The sequence below is a fragment of the Henriciella marina DSM 19595 genome (assembly GCF_000376805.1).
Classification (GTDB): Bacteria; Pseudomonadota; Alphaproteobacteria; order Caulobacterales; family Hyphomonadaceae; genus Henriciella; species Henriciella marina.
The window spans coordinates 2,191,053-2,206,008 of the sequence record NZ_AQXT01000002.1 but is presented as its reverse complement, the minus strand read 5'-3'; the positions used below and the strand labels follow the sequence as shown (position 1 = coordinate 2,206,008).

Here is a 14,956-nt window from a genome sequence, read left to right as displayed (position 1 = left end):
GCGCGAGCTAGACCAGCAGTTTCTCGCGGATCGTCTCGCGCTTGGCGTTATCGACGCCAAGCGTTTCGGTCAGATAGCTATCGATGTCGCCGGACTGGTCCTTGATCGCGGCAATGGCCGCTTCGAGAAACTCGTTATCAACGCCGACAAAGGGCTGATAGACGGCGTCATCGAAATCCTTCTTCAGCATGTCGTTGAAGTAGGCGCGCGCTTCCGGCAGGCGCTCGTCTACCTTGGCGGCCGTATTGGTAAGCTCATAATCGGTGAAAATGTCGTCCATTGAGACGCCCAGCGTGTGATGGGTCAGCGCGCAGAGAATGCCGGTCCTGTCCTTGCCGGCAGCGCAATTGACCAGTGCCGCCTTGTCGTCGTCGAGCTGTGCAAGATGGTCGAACCAGGCGGTGTAGGTCTCAACAAGCGCCGGGCGGTAAGGCGCGTTGACGTAATAATCGCGCATCCAGCCGCGCGAGGAGTCCGCATTGATCGCGACCTGGCGCAGGAAGTTCACATGCGGCGCATCGGTTTCACGGCCGAGGTCTGAATAAAGCCGGTTCACGCCAGAGACAGGCCATCTGTCGCCATGGCGCTCGCGCTCATCGGGGCGGCGAAGGTCTGCCTGAAGCGTGATGTTAAATAGGTCGATAGCGGCCAGATCATTTTCTGACGCCTCACCGAAATGCCCCGACCGGTAGAGTTTGCCGGACCGGATCCGTGCGCCGTCCAAGCCCTGATATCTGCCAAAATCGCGGAAGTTACGCACGCCCTCGAGTGGCTTTACCCTGTCATCCATGTCGCCTGCCTTCTGCCCACAAGAACCTGTCGCCTCAGCTAGGGCGAACAGATAGCGGCGTCCACCCGCACCCTAGCGGAAAGGTGGCTCATCGAAGGCGCGCAGTTTGCGTGAATGCAGCGCTGCGCCGCCGTCGCGGGCCAGCCGTTCCAGCGTTTCGATCCCGATGCGGATATGCTCGCCAATGGCGCGCTCATAAAAGCGGTTCGCCGCGCCGGGCAGCTTGATCTCACCATGAAGCGGCTTGTCGGAGACGCAGAGCAGGGTCCCGTAAGGCACGCGCAGCCTATAGCCGTTCGCCGCGATGGTTGCGCTTTCCATATCGATGGCAATCGCGCGGGACTGGTTGAACCGGCGCGCGGTCTCCGTGAAGCGCAGCTCCCAGTTTCGGTCGTCGGTCGTGACCACCGTTCCCGTGCGAAGGCGCTGCTTCAGCCTGTCACCCTTTTCGCCGGTCACATCGGCCGCCGCCTGCTGGAGGGCAATCTGGACCTCCGCTATCGGCGGGACAGGAATGTCCGGCGGCAGAACGTCGTCGAGGACATGGTCGTCGCGCAGATAGGCGTGGGCGAGCACATAGTCGCCGATTTGCTGACTGTGACGCAGCCCGCCGCAATGACCCACCATCAACCAGCATTCAGGCCGAAGGACCGCCAGATGATCGGTAATCGTCTTCGCGTTCGAAGGCCCCACACCGATATTCACCAGCGTGATCCCGGTCCGGTCATCGGCCATCAGGTGATAGGCTGGCATCTGGAAGCGGCGCCATGGCGCGGCGTCGATCGCTGATTTTGCATCCGGCGTATTGGCATCGATCTTGAGGCCGCCAGCAACCGAGAGGCCCGTATAGCGGGACCCTTCTGCCAGCTTCTCAAGCGCCCAGTCGCAGAAAGCATCGACATAGCGGTGATAGTTGGTGAACAGCACATAGCGCTGCATGTCCTCGACTGGCGTGCCTGAATAATGCTGCAACCGTTTCAGGGAAAAGTCGGTCCGCGGGCCGTCGAAGAGCGCGAGCGGGCGTGTATCGCCGGGTGAGTAGAACTGGCCGTCAGCGACCTCGTCGCCGATCGAGCTTAGTGCAGGCGAGGGAAACCAGCGCGCCAGCTCTGCCGGGCTGACCTCGTCCAGGCCACCGGACTCTGCCTTGTCCCAGACATAGGCGTAAGGGATTTCCGACCCGGATGGCTTGACCTCTACCTCGACCGGATAGTCGCGCATCAGTGGGGTCAGCTGTTCGATCAGATAGGGCCTGAAATAATCAGGTCGTGTGATGGTCGCGATATAGGTGCCGGCCTCTGACATCTTGCCGAACGCACGAGAGATCGGCGGCGGCGGACCTTCAGGGTCGTAGCGAATGATGAGGGCAGGGTAACAGAAGGCGCGGCTGGCACGAAGCTCAGGTGCGGGCGGTGTGCCATCCGTGAGGTAGGCGTCCAGGCTAGCGGTCAGCGTCTCGACGGCGGTTAAGTAAAGCCGCTCCAGCGCGTCCACAACGTGTTCGGGGGTATCCAGTTTTGACATGCCCTCCGTTGCCGCAAAGGCGCGCGCGCGTCAATTGCGGTCGAAGGCGATGGTGTAGAGAACAGGATCTCCGACGCGCGCTTCTGCCGGCGTCATGGGCACCAGCCACGCCGGAATGTCACCGCGTTCCAGTGCTGCCGCAAAACTCTCCGGAGCGCGTTTGGCATAGGCTTCCATCTCGTTGAGGCCGGGGCAGTAGAGGAGATGGGTCGCGCCCGTCCGGGACATCTTCTCACGCGCCACCGACACCGGGCCGGTATAGATGTTCAGCGCCCGGCTCAGCGCTTTCGGGTTGCGATGATAGGGCGCCGCTGTCGCATAATGCGGCGTGTGAAAGATAAGCGGCGCACCAAGATCGATGGGCGTGAACACAACCATGCTGGGCGCTGCGGCTATCTGGGCAAGCGCGCCCGAGGAGGTGCAGTCGATGTCTTCCTCTTTCGCTGAGGTGTCCTCATCAGGCAGGAGAACGCCCGGCAGACGCCATCCGGCCGGTGAGGCAAAGACTGCGACGAGCAGCAGGATGAGCGCTGCCTGCCCCCCGCGCCGGGCTCGCCAGTGGCCGAACGCCATACCTGTCACAAGGCCGCCTGCAATCGCCGCGAAGGCGTGCGACAGCATCGCTGCGCGAAGCTGCCAGAGCGACAGCGCAAAGCCGAGAACGCAGAAACCAATAAGAAAGGCGCGGGCCAGCGTCAGGCCCGAGGGCGCCCTCACAAGTGCGTATACCGCTGCCGCAATGCCCGCCACGCCAAAGCCGTAATAGAAAAGACCTGAGCTGAAACTGTCAGAAAACACCGCCGACGCGTTGCGAGCCTCGCCCACCCCGGAGAGCCAGCCAGACCGCACATCTTCCATGATGCCGCTATAAGGATCACCAAGGCAGGCCGGATTTACCACGAGAAATGTGATCAGCGCGGCTGCGCCGGCAATCGCCATGACCAGCAACCGGTTTTGCCAGGGGTAGGCGCCCGGCATGAATGTCGCGATTGTAAACATGCCAGCGCCGGCAACCAGAAGGGCGACAAAATGCGACTGGCCATAAGCGTCGCAAACCGTCCTGACACCGCCCGCACCCGGCGCATCCAGCACATAGGAAAGCAGGGCTGCGATCACCAGGGTTGATCCAAAGAGACGGATCCGTCCGGTTTCCTCGATCCCCCGGACGATCCATGCCAGCCCGAACCCTGCAAGGAGCAGCCCTGCCGCCGGCAGGTTTTCGATGGCAACGCTCAGCATGAGCGGGACACAAAGCCCAGCTATGACTGCTGACCGCCGGGTTCGATCTGGTGACAGGAGAGCGGCAAACCCTGTGAGGGTCAGCGCCAGTCCAAGTCCGTGATGGTCAATACGCCCTGGCAGGAGATTGAACAGTGCAAATGAGATCGAAAGAAAGAACAGACCGGCCAGCTGCCCACTGAGGCTCGCACCAAGCCGCCGCAGGCAGAGCGCTGCCGCAGCAAGGACCCAGGCAAACTGCCCCAAGGGCCAAAGCGTTGCAGCAACGCCTTCAGCCATGCGCGTGCCCATCAGCGGCTGGAGCAGAAAGACGATGCCGCCGATGAAGAGGTCGGGCAGCCGCGACCAATGCATGGCCCCGCCTTCCGGCGTCAGCAGGCGACGCTGGCTGACATCGTACCAGCCGCGGTCTCCGGTCAGCAAATCGCGAACCTGCTGCATCCGCATCATGTCATCATTGCCGCGCAGGTCACCGCCGAGCGCTGGTCCCGCCTGAAGGGCGATAATGCCGATCGCGACCGCGCCAAACGCGATCAGCGGCCAGAGCGGTGCTTCCCGCGAAGGTCCTTCGGTCTGCATAGCCCACCCGTCTGAAAGCCTGGCTGGCGTAACCAGCTGTTCACCAGCCCCTGATAAGCGCTGAATGTGGTTACAGAAAGGTGACGCGATGAAGCGCGCGGCTGTTGAAACGTTCGATCCCCGCCCGTTGGCGGACCCGGCAGAGGCGCGCATTGCTGTTACGCTGCCCTGCTACAACGAAGCCGCGACCATTGCCGCCGTTATCGCAGATTTCCGCGCAGCCCTGCCGGGCGCCGATATCTATGTTTTCGATAACAACTCCAGTGATGGCACCGCGCAGATCGCAGGTGAGGCGGGCGCCATCGTTCGCACTGAGACCCGACAGGGCAAAGGCCATGTGGTCCGCCGCATCTTCGCCGACATCGAGGCGGACATCTATGTCATGGCGGATGGTGACGGCACCTATGATGCCTCGCTGGCGCCGACGCTCATTGAGCTGATGCAGAAGAACCATGTCGACATGGTCGTTGGCACTCGGACAAATGTGACCAAAGACGCCGGACGGGGCGGACATGCTTTTGGGAACCGCATTTTCAACTCGCTCTTCAATCACATGTTCGGGCGCCAGTTCAGCGACATCTTTTCAGGATACCGGGTCTTTTCGCGCCGTTTCGTAAAGTCGTTTCCTGCGATCTCTGCCGGGTTCGAGATCGAGACCGAAATGTCGGTCCATTCCTGCCAGATCGGTATTCCGACGCTCGAGCGCCCAACCCCTTATGGGGTGCGCCCGGAGGATTCCTCGTCAAAGCTCAGAACCTTCCGCGACGGTTTCCGGATTCTTGCGATGTTCATGATGCTGGCCAAGGAAACGCGCCCTGCCGCTTTCTTCGGGGCAATTGGCCTCGCACTTACATTTTTGGCGCTTTGCCTCTCGGCTCCGATCGCCCTGACCTATCTTGAAACAGGGCTTGTCCCGCGCTTTCCGACAGTCATTCTCTCCATGGGGCTTGTTATCATAGCGACCGTGACGGCGGTTTGCGGACTCATCCTCGACAGCCTCGCGCGCGCAAGAGTAGAGGCGAAACGCTCCGTCTTCCTGTCCTATCCGGCCGGAGACTGGAAATGATGCTCGGTACCGCTCAGGCGCAGCGAGTTTTCCGCTTCGGCATTGTTGGTGGCATTGGCTTCGTTGTCGATGCAGGCGTTGTGACGGGTCTCATCCATTCCGGGCTGGACCCGTTCAGTTCCCGCGTCTTCTCCATGGTGATTGCTACCCTGGTAACGTGGCGTCTGAACCGGACCTTTACCTTCACGCCGAGCCGGACAAGCCAGGCCAGCGAAGGCGTGCGTTATGCAATGGTGGCTGCTGCCGCCGCACTTGCAAATTACCTTATCTACGCGGCTCTGGTGATGAGTTCGATCCACGTCATTCCCGCTGTCGCGGTCGCCATCGCGAGCGGCATCTCGATGTGGATCTCCTATTTTGGCTACAGCTATATCGCCTTCCGTAAATCGGCTTATGGCGGTCGCTCGGCCCGTTTTCAGGGGGGGACGACTGAGATGCCATATACGGGTGTTGAAGAGCTCGACGTGCTGGCCAATGCGAAGAATTACAATCGCTCCCTCAGCGAATTCGTCGCCCAGCAAATGGAGCCGGGTGATCATGTCCTGGACTTCGGTGCGGGCATTGGGTCCTTTTCGCGGCCGCTTGCCGATAAGGCGGCCGTGCTGACTTGCCTTGAGCCCGACGACCGTCTGAATACCCGGCTTCAAAGCGATGGCTTTAATGTTGCGCGAGACACTGATGAAATCGAAGATGGATCGATCGATTACGCGTTCACGCTGAACGTACTCGAACATATCGAAGATGATGAAGCGGCCATGCGTGAGCTGCACCGCATGATCCGGCCAGGTGGGCGCTTGGCTGTCTATGTCCCGGCCTTCGATTTTCTCTATTCAAACATGGACCGGAATGTCGGCCACTGGCGCCGCTATGGCCGCGAGGAACTGGTCTCCAAACTGGAACAGGCTGGCTTTGATGTAACGCGCGTGCGGTTTGCCGACAGCCTTGGCGTCTTTGCCACGATGGCTTTCAAGCTGTTCGACAATGGGTCAGGCGATGTTACCGGCAAGTCGATCACGATCTATGATCGGTTGATCTTTCCTTTCTCACGAACGCTGGATTTCTTGGCAGGGTATTTCTTCGGCAAGAACCTCGCCGTTTACGCGGTTAAGCCACAATAAGTCAGACGCCGCTTGTCTGAAGGACGAGGAAGGCGATGCCGTAGACCTGCAGGGCAGTAAGGGCGAGTCCCGCGATCAGGGCGAGGAAGAATTTCGCCCAGTTGTCGCCCTGGCTGAAGCCCAGGAGGCCTGCGCCAAGAGTTCCGATCAATGTGGAAAGTGTCAGCGGATCGAGGCGTCCGAGACCAATGAGCGAGTCGAGCGCATAGACGACCAGCGGCGCGCAGATCAGAAGGACGCCAGCAAGCAAAAGCGGTATCCGGATGGCGCTGGGCATGAGGACTTACCGGCTTGGTTGAACGTGGATACTAGCTGGCGTTTCCGCCGCTACTGCGTCAAGAGCGGAGCGGCAGGTTGGGGCTCTGCGAGCATGTCTTTGGCAAAAAGACAGACAGCAAAGTCTTCGCCCGCCTCTTTGTCGGGGTCGGCCAGATAGGCGGTCAGCGACTGGTGCGCGAGCTCTTCGAGTTCGTCTTCGGTGAAGACATCTTCACTGCGCGCCATGAGCCGCCGGGACTGGCAGCGATAGAGGCGGATATTCGAGACAGGTCCCGCATCTTCGCCTGCTGTCAGCCTGTGGAGCGCATTGAGTTGCCGGCTTGATTGCAGGCTGAGGGCGGCAGGCCAGCCAGCGCCCTTTGGCTGGGCGAGCCAGACGTGGGTTATCCCTGTGCCATCTGCCTGTTTTGCAAAGCGTATCGCATGGACTTTCCCACCGCGTGTGGCACGTGTTTTGACATCTGCGCCGCGGCGCTCGAGCCTGTCTGTCCAGAGATCAATGGCGCGGTCGCGCAAGGTCCAGGCGGTTTTGGCGTTTCCGGTATGAAATTCTGCCGCCGCGGCCATGAAGAGCGCGTCTGTTTCGCGCATTGGGCCGGCGCTGCGAAAGTGTTGGACAGCAACGTCTGGAAGCCCGGACCAGCCTGCTGCAAGTCCGGCAATCTGGTGAGCGGCTGGTATTTCGGGGCGGTTCGGGCAGCGCGCGATGAAGTCTTCGGTCACCTGCCGGACATAGGCCGGGGTTTCCTCTTCTTCGGGCGCATCAAGCTGTAGCTGCCACACGAAAACATCGTTCAGGCCGCAGGCGGAAGTTGTTGCTGGCTCGGCATAGGCGTAGCGGCTGGAGCCGCAATACAGCGAGACGAGCGATACGATGATTGCGCTGGCGTATCTACCGAATTTTTCCCGCATTCATCCGCCCTTGGTAACCTTTCGGTAACCTCTGCAAAAGCGGTGCCGATGTGGTTTTATGGCGGTGTCTGGACGGTGTCTGGACGGTGTCTGGGCGGTGTTTCTAGAGCGCTTGTCCGGGAAGGGCCGCGCAAGGCGAGCGGGGTGAGGGCAAAACCGGTTAGCGTCGTTGCGTCGCCATGATCTTCATTCTCGCCAGTGCCGTGATCATGATCGTGACCGCCATGGACCGGCATCAGGATCAGAAGCATCGCAGCACCGATACCAGCGGCGACAGCGCCAAGTCCGCGGGCTGGTTTCATCTCTTTCAAGGGGGCCATCAGAGGTCCGGTTGCGACGAAGAGGAGCAGGCCGGCTGACATGGCGAAGAGGGCGCCGAGCGTTTCCTGCTCCAGCGAGAACATGACGGGCGCAGAGACGATCACACCTGCGGGCGTGGTGGCCGCGGCGGCGAGGAAGGCAAACCAGAACGCCTTCATATTGCTGACCCCGGCGCGCTTCAGGATGGCGAAGGCGATAACGCCTTCTGGAAACTCATGGAGGATGAGGCCGAACGAGGCGTAGACGCCCGATGCGAAGCTGGTCGCGAAGGTCACCGAATAGATGACGCCGTCGAGAAATGAGTGAAAGGCGATGGCGATAAGCGGCGTCAGGGCGAGGTAGACAGGCGTCTTGCCGGGATGTTCCGGGAAAAGCAGGGAGACCACATTGTGCAGGAGAAGCCCGCCAAAAAAGCCTGTCGCGAGCCAGATCGGCGCTTGTTCCGAGAGGTGGAACGCTTCCGGGATCATGTGCAGGAAGGCCATCGTTGCGAGCATGCCTGCGGCCGCGAGACCGAACATGGAGGCGTTGCGCTCGCTCCATGGGGCACGCTGGGCGACGATCACCAGCCCCACCGTGGTGACGAATGCCGCGATCACGCCAAAGAAGAGCGGAGCTTGCAGGGATGACCACATGGGAGTTGACTGCCTGGCGACTGGTCTGCCCGTATCTGGGCAGGCATTGCATTAAAGCGCGATTGCTGATTGAGACGTTATAGTATCTCATTTGAAGATTGCGAGCCAATACATGCCGATGGCACCGCTTGAAAGGGGACTCCCATGAAATATCGCAGTGAATTAATTCTGGCGCTGGCCTCCGCCGCGTTCCTCGCCGCTTGCGGCGAAGTAGATACTGACGAAGTCGACGTGTCGGAGCCCCCGGCGGATGAGACACTGATCCCGCCGCAAGAGGCGATGCCCGAAGCCGGAACCGAGCCCTCGCCCGATGAGCCGGCAGAGACGGTAACCGAGGTGCAGACACCGACCCCCGAAGCGCCGCCGCCAAGCGCGCGGCTCGACAGCCATGTGCACGGTCATGGCACGCTCGTCGTCACAGCTCAGAACGGTATGATCGGCGTTTCGCTGGAGGCGCCGCTGTCGGCGTTTGGCCTGACTGAGGACCCTCAGACCGAGGAGGACCGCGCGGCGATCGAGGCGGTCAGGAACGACCTTACCAATAATGCCAATCTGATCTCCTTCAGCGGTGGGGTCAGCTGCGATATCTCGTCCAAATCGATGGCGACGCGGATCGCCTCAGGACATGGCGAGCTTCAGATGGATTATTCTTTCGTCTGCCGGAATGCCGATGCGCTTCAAGGTGTCCGTTTCGGCGGGTTCGGCATGTATCCGGCCTTGTCAGAGATTGAAGCGGTCTATGTTTCGGATACACAGCAGAGGTCGGCAGAACTGACCCCTTCAAGCCCGGAACTCAGGATCGACTAGCCCAATCGTGACCGACACATCTGTCATCGACATAGGTGAGCTTCGTTTTGCCTGGGAACAGGCCGGGCCGACGCTTCTGGACATTCCGCAATTCGGTCTGGCAGCTGGAGAGCGCGTCTTCCTGCGTGGGCCAAGCGGATCGGGCAAGTCGACGCTGCTTGGTCTTATCGCCGGCGTGCTTGAGCCGCAGTCGGGCAAGCTGAGGGTGCTTGGCCATGACATGGCCAGCCTTAGCGGGCCAAAGCGCGACGCGCTGCGTGCCGACAGGCTGGGCGTGATCTTCCAGATGTTCAATCTGGTGCCGTATCTGTCGCTGGTTCAGAACGTGACCTTGCCGTGTCGTTTCTCTGCTGCGCGCCGGAACGCGGCAGGCGGGGAGGGAGGCGTCGCGGCTGAAGCAGAGCGTCTGCTGGCGCGGCTTGGCCTCAGCGGTGACCGGTTGCTGAGCCGCCCCGTGACGGAGCTGTCGGTTGGTCAGCAGCAGCGGGTCGCCGTGGCACGGGCGCTGATCGGTGGACCTGATCTCATCGTCGCCGATGAGCCGACATCAGCCCTCGATGCAGATGCCCGCGACAGGTTTATCGAACTCCTGAACGACGAAGCGGCCCGTACCGGATCGGCGCTTCTTTTTGTCAGCCATGATGCCTCGCTTGCAGATCATTTTGACCGGAGCGTTGACCTCTCGGAAATCAACCGTGCGAAAGGGGGCATCTGATGGGGTTATCCATATTGGGTCTTGCCTGGCGCAGCCTGATGAACCGGCGTGGCTCTGCCCTGCTGACGGTGCTGGCTGTCGCGCTTTCGGTCGCGCTGTTTCTTGGCGTCGACAAGGTGAGAAACGGGGCACGCGAAGGCTTCGACAATACGATTTCTGGCACAGACCTTATCGTTGGCGCGCCTACCGGGCAGATCAATCTGCTGCTTTACTCGGTCTTCCGGCTGGGCAGTGCGACGGCGGAGATCAGCTGGGACACCTATCAGTCGATCGCAGAGCGCGACGACATTGCCTGGACGGTGCCGATATCGCTGGGCGATAGCCATCGGGGCTTTCGCGTCGTCGGGACCAACGGGTCCTATTTTGAGCACTACCGACATGGAAATGGCACGCCGCTGCGGCTTGCCGAGGGCGAGGCCTTTGGCGACATCTATGAGGCGGTGATCGGCGCAGATGTTGCGGGCGAGCTTGGCTACGGGCTTGGCAGCGAAATTGTGCTGACCCATGGCCTCGGGGCTGGGGGGCTGACCGACCATGAGGACCGGCCCTTCATTGTGACGGGTGTGATGGCCGCCACGGGCACGCCGGTCGACCGGTCGATCCACATCCCACTGGAAGGCGTGACGGCAATCCATGTCGGCTGGGAAAGCGGGACGCGAAGCCCGTTTGCCGACACGATCAGCGATGACATGATCCGCGGCTTTGACCTGACACCGAAGTCGATCACGGCGGTCTTTGTCGGCCTCGAGCAGCGCGGCACCATATTGCGGACCCAGCGGGCGCTGAACACGCAAGCCGGCGAACCGCTGCTTGCGATCATCCCGGGCATGGCCCTCGGCGAGCTCTGGCAGGTGACCGGTATTGTCGAACGGGCGCTGATCGCTGTGTCGATCTTTGTTATCGCGGTCGGGCTGGTGTCCGTTCTGACCAGTATTCTTACCAGCCTGAATGAGAGACGCCGTGAAATGGCGATCCTGCGGGCGACAGGCGCGCGGCCTGGCCACATATTTTTCCTGATGGTGGCCGAGGCGAGCCTTCTGGGGCTGTCAGGCGCAATTGCGGGCGTCCTGCTGGTGCAGCTCGGGCTTTTGATCGCCGGGCCGATGCTCAATTCGACTTACGGGATTGGTATTGGCGGGCTTGGAATATCGGCCATTGATGGCTGGACCGTGCTTGCAGTCTTCGGGGCCGCGACGCTGATCGGGACGATCCCGGCGGTCATGGCGCTCCGCCGGTCGCTGGCTGATGGTCTGACGGTGAAGCTCTAAAAGGGAGACGGCAGATCAGCGTGAAGTTGCTTGTGGAAGCGGCCCGCCCTGTGCGCTATTTCAGAAGGTATGAAACAGATCCATCCATTGATGACGGCCGTCAGCGTTCTTGTCCTTGCTGCATGCAGCGGCGAGACGAGCGAGGCGGCTCAGCCCGATCAGTCCGCACCTGCTGAAATGGAAGAGGCGCCTGCGCCGGATAATTCCAGCGAACCTGAAATCGGTGACCGTGTTCCTGAACCTGAAGACAATTCCCTTGCGGCCCAGGCAGCGCGCGACGCAGAACTTGCCGAACGCGGCATCACGGAAATCGGCTGGGAAGAGCTGATGCCGGAAGGCGAGGAAGAGCGCGTCGCCGAGATGTACCAGGCCCAGATGGCCCGGCTTTATTCAGGCGGCGGCATCGCTGAAGGGTCGGCGGCAGATCAGGCGATCCAGATCGGGACATTCAATGTCGTCGAGGGTATGGATGGCATGAAGGTGCGCCTGCCCGGGTATACCGTTCCGTTCGATTATGGCTCCGAGGCCGAGATTTCCGAATTCCTGCTGGTGCCATATTACGGCGCCTGCCTGCACGCGCCGCCTCCGCCGCCAAACCAGACGGTGTTCGTCGAGACGGCTGACAAGATCAAGCTGCGCGACCTTTCCCAGGCAGTCTGGATCGAGGGCACGTTGCGCACCAAACGCCAGAACTCAAGTCTGGCCGATGCGGCCTACACGATCGAGATGACGGGCTGGGAGATTTACGAGTACTAGTTCTGTGAATGCGTTTGCGGCGTTTCCCCGCGACTTGATCGCGGGGTCCATCTCCGGAAAAGTCAGCGTAAAGCTTCATCCGAGGGAGATGGGCACCGCGGTCAAGCCGCGGTGATGCGCCTGCTGGTAGGGCGCGAAATTCTTACTCTTTCGGCACAAATGAAAAGGGCGGCCCCGTATGGGACCGCCCTGATGCGTTCAGTCTTTGGTGTACGCCTGTCTAGGCTTGCTGCTTGGCGAGCAGGTTGCGGATCTCTTCCAGCAGAACTTCCTGGCGTGGCGGCGGCGGCACTTCTGCCGGGGCTTCTTCCTGCTTGCGCTTCATGTTGTTGATGCCCTTCACGACAAAGAACAGGGCGAGCGCCATGATCACAAAGGAGATCACATTGTTGATGAAGAGGCCGTACGCGATGACCGGCGCGCCAGCTTCGTTTGCGGCTTCGAGCGACTCATACGTGCCGCCATCCAGTGGATAGTGAAGATCAGCGAAGTCGACACCGCCGAGGATCAGGCCGAGCGGCGGCATGATGATGTCGTTCACAAGCGACTTCACGATTGTCGAGAACGCACCGCCAAGAATGAAACCAACGGCCAGATCGACCAGGTTTCCTTTCATTGCGAACTCTTTGAATTCCTTGAACATTGAAATGTCTCCCTGAGCATGCCGCCCCTACGGCAAAACTGGATATCCCCAGCTTTGGACCTAGCGTCAACCAATTGTGAAGGAATGATAGCCGACCGACCGCTTGAGACTAGCGGGCTTCGGGATCGTCTCCGCCATTTACACGCGCGCGCAATTCCTTGCCGGGACGGAAGAAGGGGACGCGCTTGGCCTTGACCTCGACCTTCTCGCCCGTACGCGGGTTGCGTCCGATGCGCGGTGAGCGCTCCCGGACCGAAAAGGCACCGAAGCCCCGCAGCTCCACACGATTACCTTCGGCGAGCGCCTCGGCAATCTCATCAAGGATTACCGCGACGATCTTCTCCAGATCATCGTGTCTGAGATGCGAATATTCTTCTGCCAGACGGGCAATCAGTTCTGACCTGAGCATGACTTTGAATGTAAATGAAATTTGGGGCGGAAGCCAGTGGCTCCGCCCCAAACAATGTCAGGATTCTTCCTAAAAGGCAGGAATAACCCGTATTTCGACCAGTTATCAGGCCTTGTCGTCGTCCTCGCCGGCTTCATCCGACTTGGTTTCAACTTCATCCGGCGTCTCGGTGACCTTGTTGCTGGTCTCCTTCTCGTCGCCAGAGGCAAGGGCTGCCCCGAGGATGTCGCCGAGCGATGCGCCGCTGTCTGCGGAGCCATACTGCTTGACGGCTTCCTGCTCCTCGGAGATTTCGAGCGCCTTGATCGAGACGGAGACGCGGCGCGAAGCCTTGTCCATCTGGGTGATCTTGGCGTCGATCTTGTCGCCGACAGAGAAACGCTCTGGGCGTTGCTCGGAACGGTCGCGGGACAGGTCGGAGCGGCGGACAAAGGCCGTCATGGCCGGATCGCCGAACTGAACCTCGATGCCACCGGAGGTGACCTCGGAAACCGTACAGGTGACCGTGTCGCCGCGGCGCACATCCATGTCGGTCATCGGATCGCCCGAAAGCTGTTTGATGCCGAGCGAGATACGCTCCTTGTCGGTATCAACGTCGAGCACTTTCGCGCGGACAACGTCGCCCTTGTTGAAGTTGGCAATCGCCTGCTCGCCTGGCACATCCCACGAAATGTCGTTGATGTGGACCATGCCGTCGAGTTCCGGTCCAAGACCGATGAACAGACCGAACTCCGTAATGCCGCGGACTTCGCCCTCGACTTCGGTGCCGGCAGGATGCTCGCCAAGGAAAGCCGACCATGGATTGTCCTGGGTCTGCTTGAGGCCGAGCGAGATGCGGCGCTTTTCGGAATCCACATCCAGCACTTCGACAACGACTTCCTGAGAGGTCGAGACGATCTTGCCAGGATGAACGTTCTTCTTGGTCCAGCTCATCTCGGAGACGTGGATCAGGCCTTCGACGCCATCCTCAAGCTCAACGAATGCACCATAATCGGTGATGTTCGTGACAACGCCTGGAAGACGCGTGCCGATGAGGTACTTGCTTTCGATGCCTTCCCATGGATCGGCTTCGAGCTGCTTCATGCCAAGCGAGATCCGCTGGGTTTCTTCGTTCACCTTGATGATCTGGACTTTCACCGTGTCGCCAACATTGACGACCTGGCTTGGGTGGTTGATCCGCTTCCAGCTCATGTCGGTGACGTGCAGCAGGCCATCGATGCCGCCGAGATCGACGAACGCACCGTAGTCGGTGATGTTCTTGACGACGCCGTCGCGGACATCGCCTTCATTCATCGCTTCGACGATTTCAGCGCGCTGTTCGGCACGGCTCTCTTCGAGGATCGCACGACGCGACACAACGATGTTGCCACGCGAACGGTCGAGCTTGAGGATCGCGAACGGCTGGACTTCGCCCATGAGCGGGCCGACGTCGCGGACCGGACGGATGTCCACTTGAGAGCCAGGAAGGAAGGCGTTGACGCCGCCGAGGTCGACGGTGAAACCGCCTTTGACACGGCCGGAAATCGCGCCCTTCACAGGCTCTTCCTTGTTGTAGCTGTCTTCGAGCTTGATCCAGCTCTCTTCGCGGCGGGCTTTATCGCGCGAAAGAACGGCTTCGCCCATCAGGTTTTCGATGCGCTCGAGGAAGACCTCGACAATGTCGCCCGGCTTTGGCTGCTCGTCTTCGAGCATGAATTCTTTCAGGGCGACGCGGCCTTCGACTTTCAGGCCGACATCGAGGATCAGGTTGTCGCCGGTAATGGCAACGACCGTTGCAGGGACCACGCGGCCTTCCTGCAGGGTAGAAGCAGCCGCCGAGTCTTCGAACATAGAGGCGAAGTCGTCGGTGCTCGGATTCATTGTTTCAGTTGACATAGTTACTCCAGAACTGACCC

The 14,956-nt window shown here is 60.5% G+C and carries 15 protein-coding genes; 6 read left to right on the top strand and 9 right to left on the bottom strand.

Annotated features, from left to right (window positions below):
• Positions 1-7 precede the first annotated feature (7 nt).
• The 3 genes from F550_RS0110890 to F550_RS0110880 all read right to left on the bottom strand — a co-directional run bounded on the left by F550_RS0110890 (position 8) and on the right by F550_RS0110880 (position 4,132).
• Entirely contained in the window at positions 8-790 is a 783-nt protein-coding gene (locus F550_RS0110890) for a tyrosine-protein phosphatase (RefSeq protein WP_018148588.1), read from the bottom strand.
• A gap of 72 nt (positions 791-862) precedes the next feature.
• Positions 863-2,314, bottom strand: a complete 1,452-nt coding sequence (locus F550_RS0110885; RefSeq protein WP_018148587.1) for an AMP nucleosidase — start codon at positions 2,312-2,314, stop codon at positions 863-865.
• Between the two features lie 30 nt (positions 2,315-2,344).
• Positions 2,345-4,132, bottom strand: coding sequence for a hypothetical protein (locus F550_RS0110880; protein WP_018148586.1), 1,788 nt, complete (start codon positions 4,130-4,132; stop codon positions 2,345-2,347).
• A gap of 88 nt (positions 4,133-4,220) precedes the next feature.
• Between F550_RS0110880 and F550_RS0110875 the strand changes: the two genes are divergently transcribed.
• Both F550_RS0110875 and F550_RS18590 read left to right on the top strand, forming a co-directional pair.
• Positions 4,221-5,198, top strand: coding sequence for a glycosyltransferase (locus tag F550_RS0110875; RefSeq protein ID WP_018148585.1), 978 nt, complete (start codon positions 4,221-4,223; stop codon positions 5,196-5,198).
• Positions 5,195-6,316, top strand: a complete 1,122-nt coding sequence (locus tag F550_RS18590; protein ID WP_018148584.1) for a GtrA family protein — start codon at positions 5,195-5,197, stop codon at positions 6,314-6,316. Before F550_RS0110875 ends, F550_RS18590 begins: the two co-directional genes overlap by 4 nt.
• A gap of 1 nt (position 6,317) precedes the next feature.
• On the opposite strand, the gene F550_RS0110865 is transcribed toward F550_RS18590, so the two are convergent.
• The 3 genes from F550_RS0110865 to F550_RS0110855 are packed head-to-tail and all read right to left on the bottom strand — an operon-like array spanning position 6,318 to position 8,463.
• Positions 6,318-6,593, bottom strand: coding sequence for a hypothetical protein (locus tag F550_RS0110865; RefSeq protein ID WP_018148583.1), 276 nt, complete (start codon positions 6,591-6,593; stop codon positions 6,318-6,320).
• A 50-nt stretch (positions 6,594-6,643) separates the two neighbouring features.
• Complete coding sequence (locus F550_RS0110860) at positions 6,644-7,507, bottom strand: hypothetical protein (protein WP_018148582.1); 864 nt, start codon at positions 7,505-7,507, stop codon at positions 6,644-6,646.
• Positions 7,508-7,563: 56 nt separating this feature from the next.
• Positions 7,564-8,463: a ZIP family metal transporter gene (locus F550_RS0110855; RefSeq protein ID WP_018148581.1), complete on the bottom strand. Its 900-nt coding sequence runs from the start codon at positions 8,461-8,463 to the stop codon at positions 7,564-7,566.
• Positions 8,464-8,607: 144 nt separating this feature from the next.
• On the opposite strand from F550_RS0110855, the gene F550_RS0110850 reads away from it, so the two are divergent.
• The 4 genes from F550_RS0110850 to F550_RS0110835 all read left to right on the top strand — a co-directional run bounded on the left by F550_RS0110850 (position 8,608) and on the right by F550_RS0110835 (position 12,009).
• Complete coding sequence (locus F550_RS0110850; protein ID WP_018148580.1) at positions 8,608-9,270, top strand: ZrgA family zinc uptake protein; 663 nt, start codon at positions 8,608-8,610, stop codon at positions 9,268-9,270.
• Positions 9,271-9,277: 7 nt separating this feature from the next.
• Positions 9,278-9,985: an ABC transporter ATP-binding protein gene (locus F550_RS0110845; protein WP_018148579.1), complete on the top strand. Its 708-nt coding sequence runs from the start codon at positions 9,278-9,280 to the stop codon at positions 9,983-9,985.
• Complete coding sequence (locus F550_RS0110840) at positions 9,985-11,253, top strand: ABC transporter permease (protein ID WP_026180714.1); 1,269 nt, start codon at positions 9,985-9,987, stop codon at positions 11,251-11,253. The genes F550_RS0110845 and F550_RS0110840 overlap by 1 nt, the downstream gene beginning before the upstream one ends.
• A 69-nt stretch (positions 11,254-11,322) precedes the next feature.
• Complete coding sequence (locus F550_RS0110835; RefSeq protein ID WP_018148577.1) at positions 11,323-12,009, top strand: DUF3299 domain-containing protein; 687 nt, start codon at positions 11,323-11,325, stop codon at positions 12,007-12,009.
• A 220-nt stretch (positions 12,010-12,229) separates the two neighbouring features.
• On the opposite strand, the gene mscL is transcribed toward F550_RS0110835, so the two are convergent.
• From mscL to rpsA, 3 genes are all read right to left on the bottom strand, one after another.
• On the bottom strand, positions 12,230-12,652 hold the full coding sequence (gene mscL / locus F550_RS0110830) for a large conductance mechanosensitive channel protein MscL (protein WP_018148576.1): 423 nt from the start codon (positions 12,650-12,652) through the stop codon (positions 12,230-12,232).
• Positions 12,653-12,761: 109 nt separating this feature from the next.
• Positions 12,762-13,061, bottom strand: coding sequence for an integration host factor subunit beta (locus tag F550_RS0110825; protein ID WP_018148575.1), 300 nt, complete (start codon positions 13,059-13,061; stop codon positions 12,762-12,764).
• Positions 13,062-13,166: 105 nt separating this feature from the next.
• Positions 13,167-14,936 carry a 30S ribosomal protein S1 gene (gene rpsA, locus F550_RS17600; RefSeq protein ID WP_083910971.1) on the bottom strand — a complete coding sequence of 590 codons (1,770 nt, stop codon included), beginning with the start codon at positions 14,934-14,936 and terminating at the stop codon, positions 13,167-13,169.
• Between the last annotated feature and the right edge of the window lie 20 nt (positions 14,937-14,956).

What these genes read in the sequence shown, in the direction of transcription:
- F550_RS18590 (WP_018148584.1), top strand. Translation starts at nt 5,195, where the DNA reads ATGATGCTCGGTACCGCTCAGGCGCAGCGAGTTTTCCGCTTCGGCATT.
- F550_RS0110890 (WP_018148588.1), bottom strand. Translation starts at nt 790, where the DNA reads ATGGATGACAGGGTAAAGCCACTCGAGGGCGTGCGTAACTTCCGCGAT.
- F550_RS0110840 (WP_026180714.1), top strand. Translation starts at nt 9,985, where the DNA reads ATGGGGTTATCCATATTGGGTCTTGCCTGGCGCAGCCTGATGAACCGG.
- F550_RS0110855 (WP_018148581.1), bottom strand. Translation starts at nt 8,463, where the DNA reads ATGTGGTCATCCCTGCAAGCTCCGCTCTTCTTTGGCGTGATCGCGGCA.
- F550_RS0110865 (WP_018148583.1), bottom strand. Translation starts at nt 6,593, where the DNA reads ATGCCCAGCGCCATCCGGATACCGCTTTTGCTTGCTGGCGTCCTTCTG.
- F550_RS0110825 (WP_018148575.1), bottom strand. Translation starts at nt 13,061, where the DNA reads ATGCTCAGGTCAGAACTGATTGCCCGTCTGGCAGAAGAATATTCGCAT.
- rpsA (WP_083910971.1), bottom strand. Translation starts at nt 14,936, where the DNA reads ATGTCAACTGAAACAATGAATCCGAGCACCGACGACTTCGCCTCTATG.
- F550_RS0110875 (WP_018148585.1), top strand. Translation starts at nt 4,221, where the DNA reads ATGAAGCGCGCGGCTGTTGAAACGTTCGATCCCCGCCCGTTGGCGGAC.
- F550_RS0110860 (WP_018148582.1), bottom strand. Translation starts at nt 7,507, where the DNA reads ATGCGGGAAAAATTCGGTAGATACGCCAGCGCAATCATCGTATCGCTC.
- F550_RS0110885 (WP_018148587.1), bottom strand. Translation starts at nt 2,314, where the DNA reads ATGTCAAAACTGGATACCCCCGAACACGTTGTGGACGCGCTGGAGCGG.
- F550_RS0110880 (WP_018148586.1), bottom strand. Translation starts at nt 4,132, where the DNA reads ATGCAGACCGAAGGACCTTCGCGGGAAGCACCGCTCTGGCCGCTGATC.
- F550_RS0110835 (WP_018148577.1), top strand. Translation starts at nt 11,323, where the DNA reads ATGAAACAGATCCATCCATTGATGACGGCCGTCAGCGTTCTTGTCCTT.
- F550_RS0110850 (WP_018148580.1), top strand. Translation starts at nt 8,608, where the DNA reads ATGAAATATCGCAGTGAATTAATTCTGGCGCTGGCCTCCGCCGCGTTC.
- mscL (WP_018148576.1), bottom strand. Translation starts at nt 12,652, where the DNA reads ATGTTCAAGGAATTCAAAGAGTTCGCAATGAAAGGAAACCTGGTCGAT.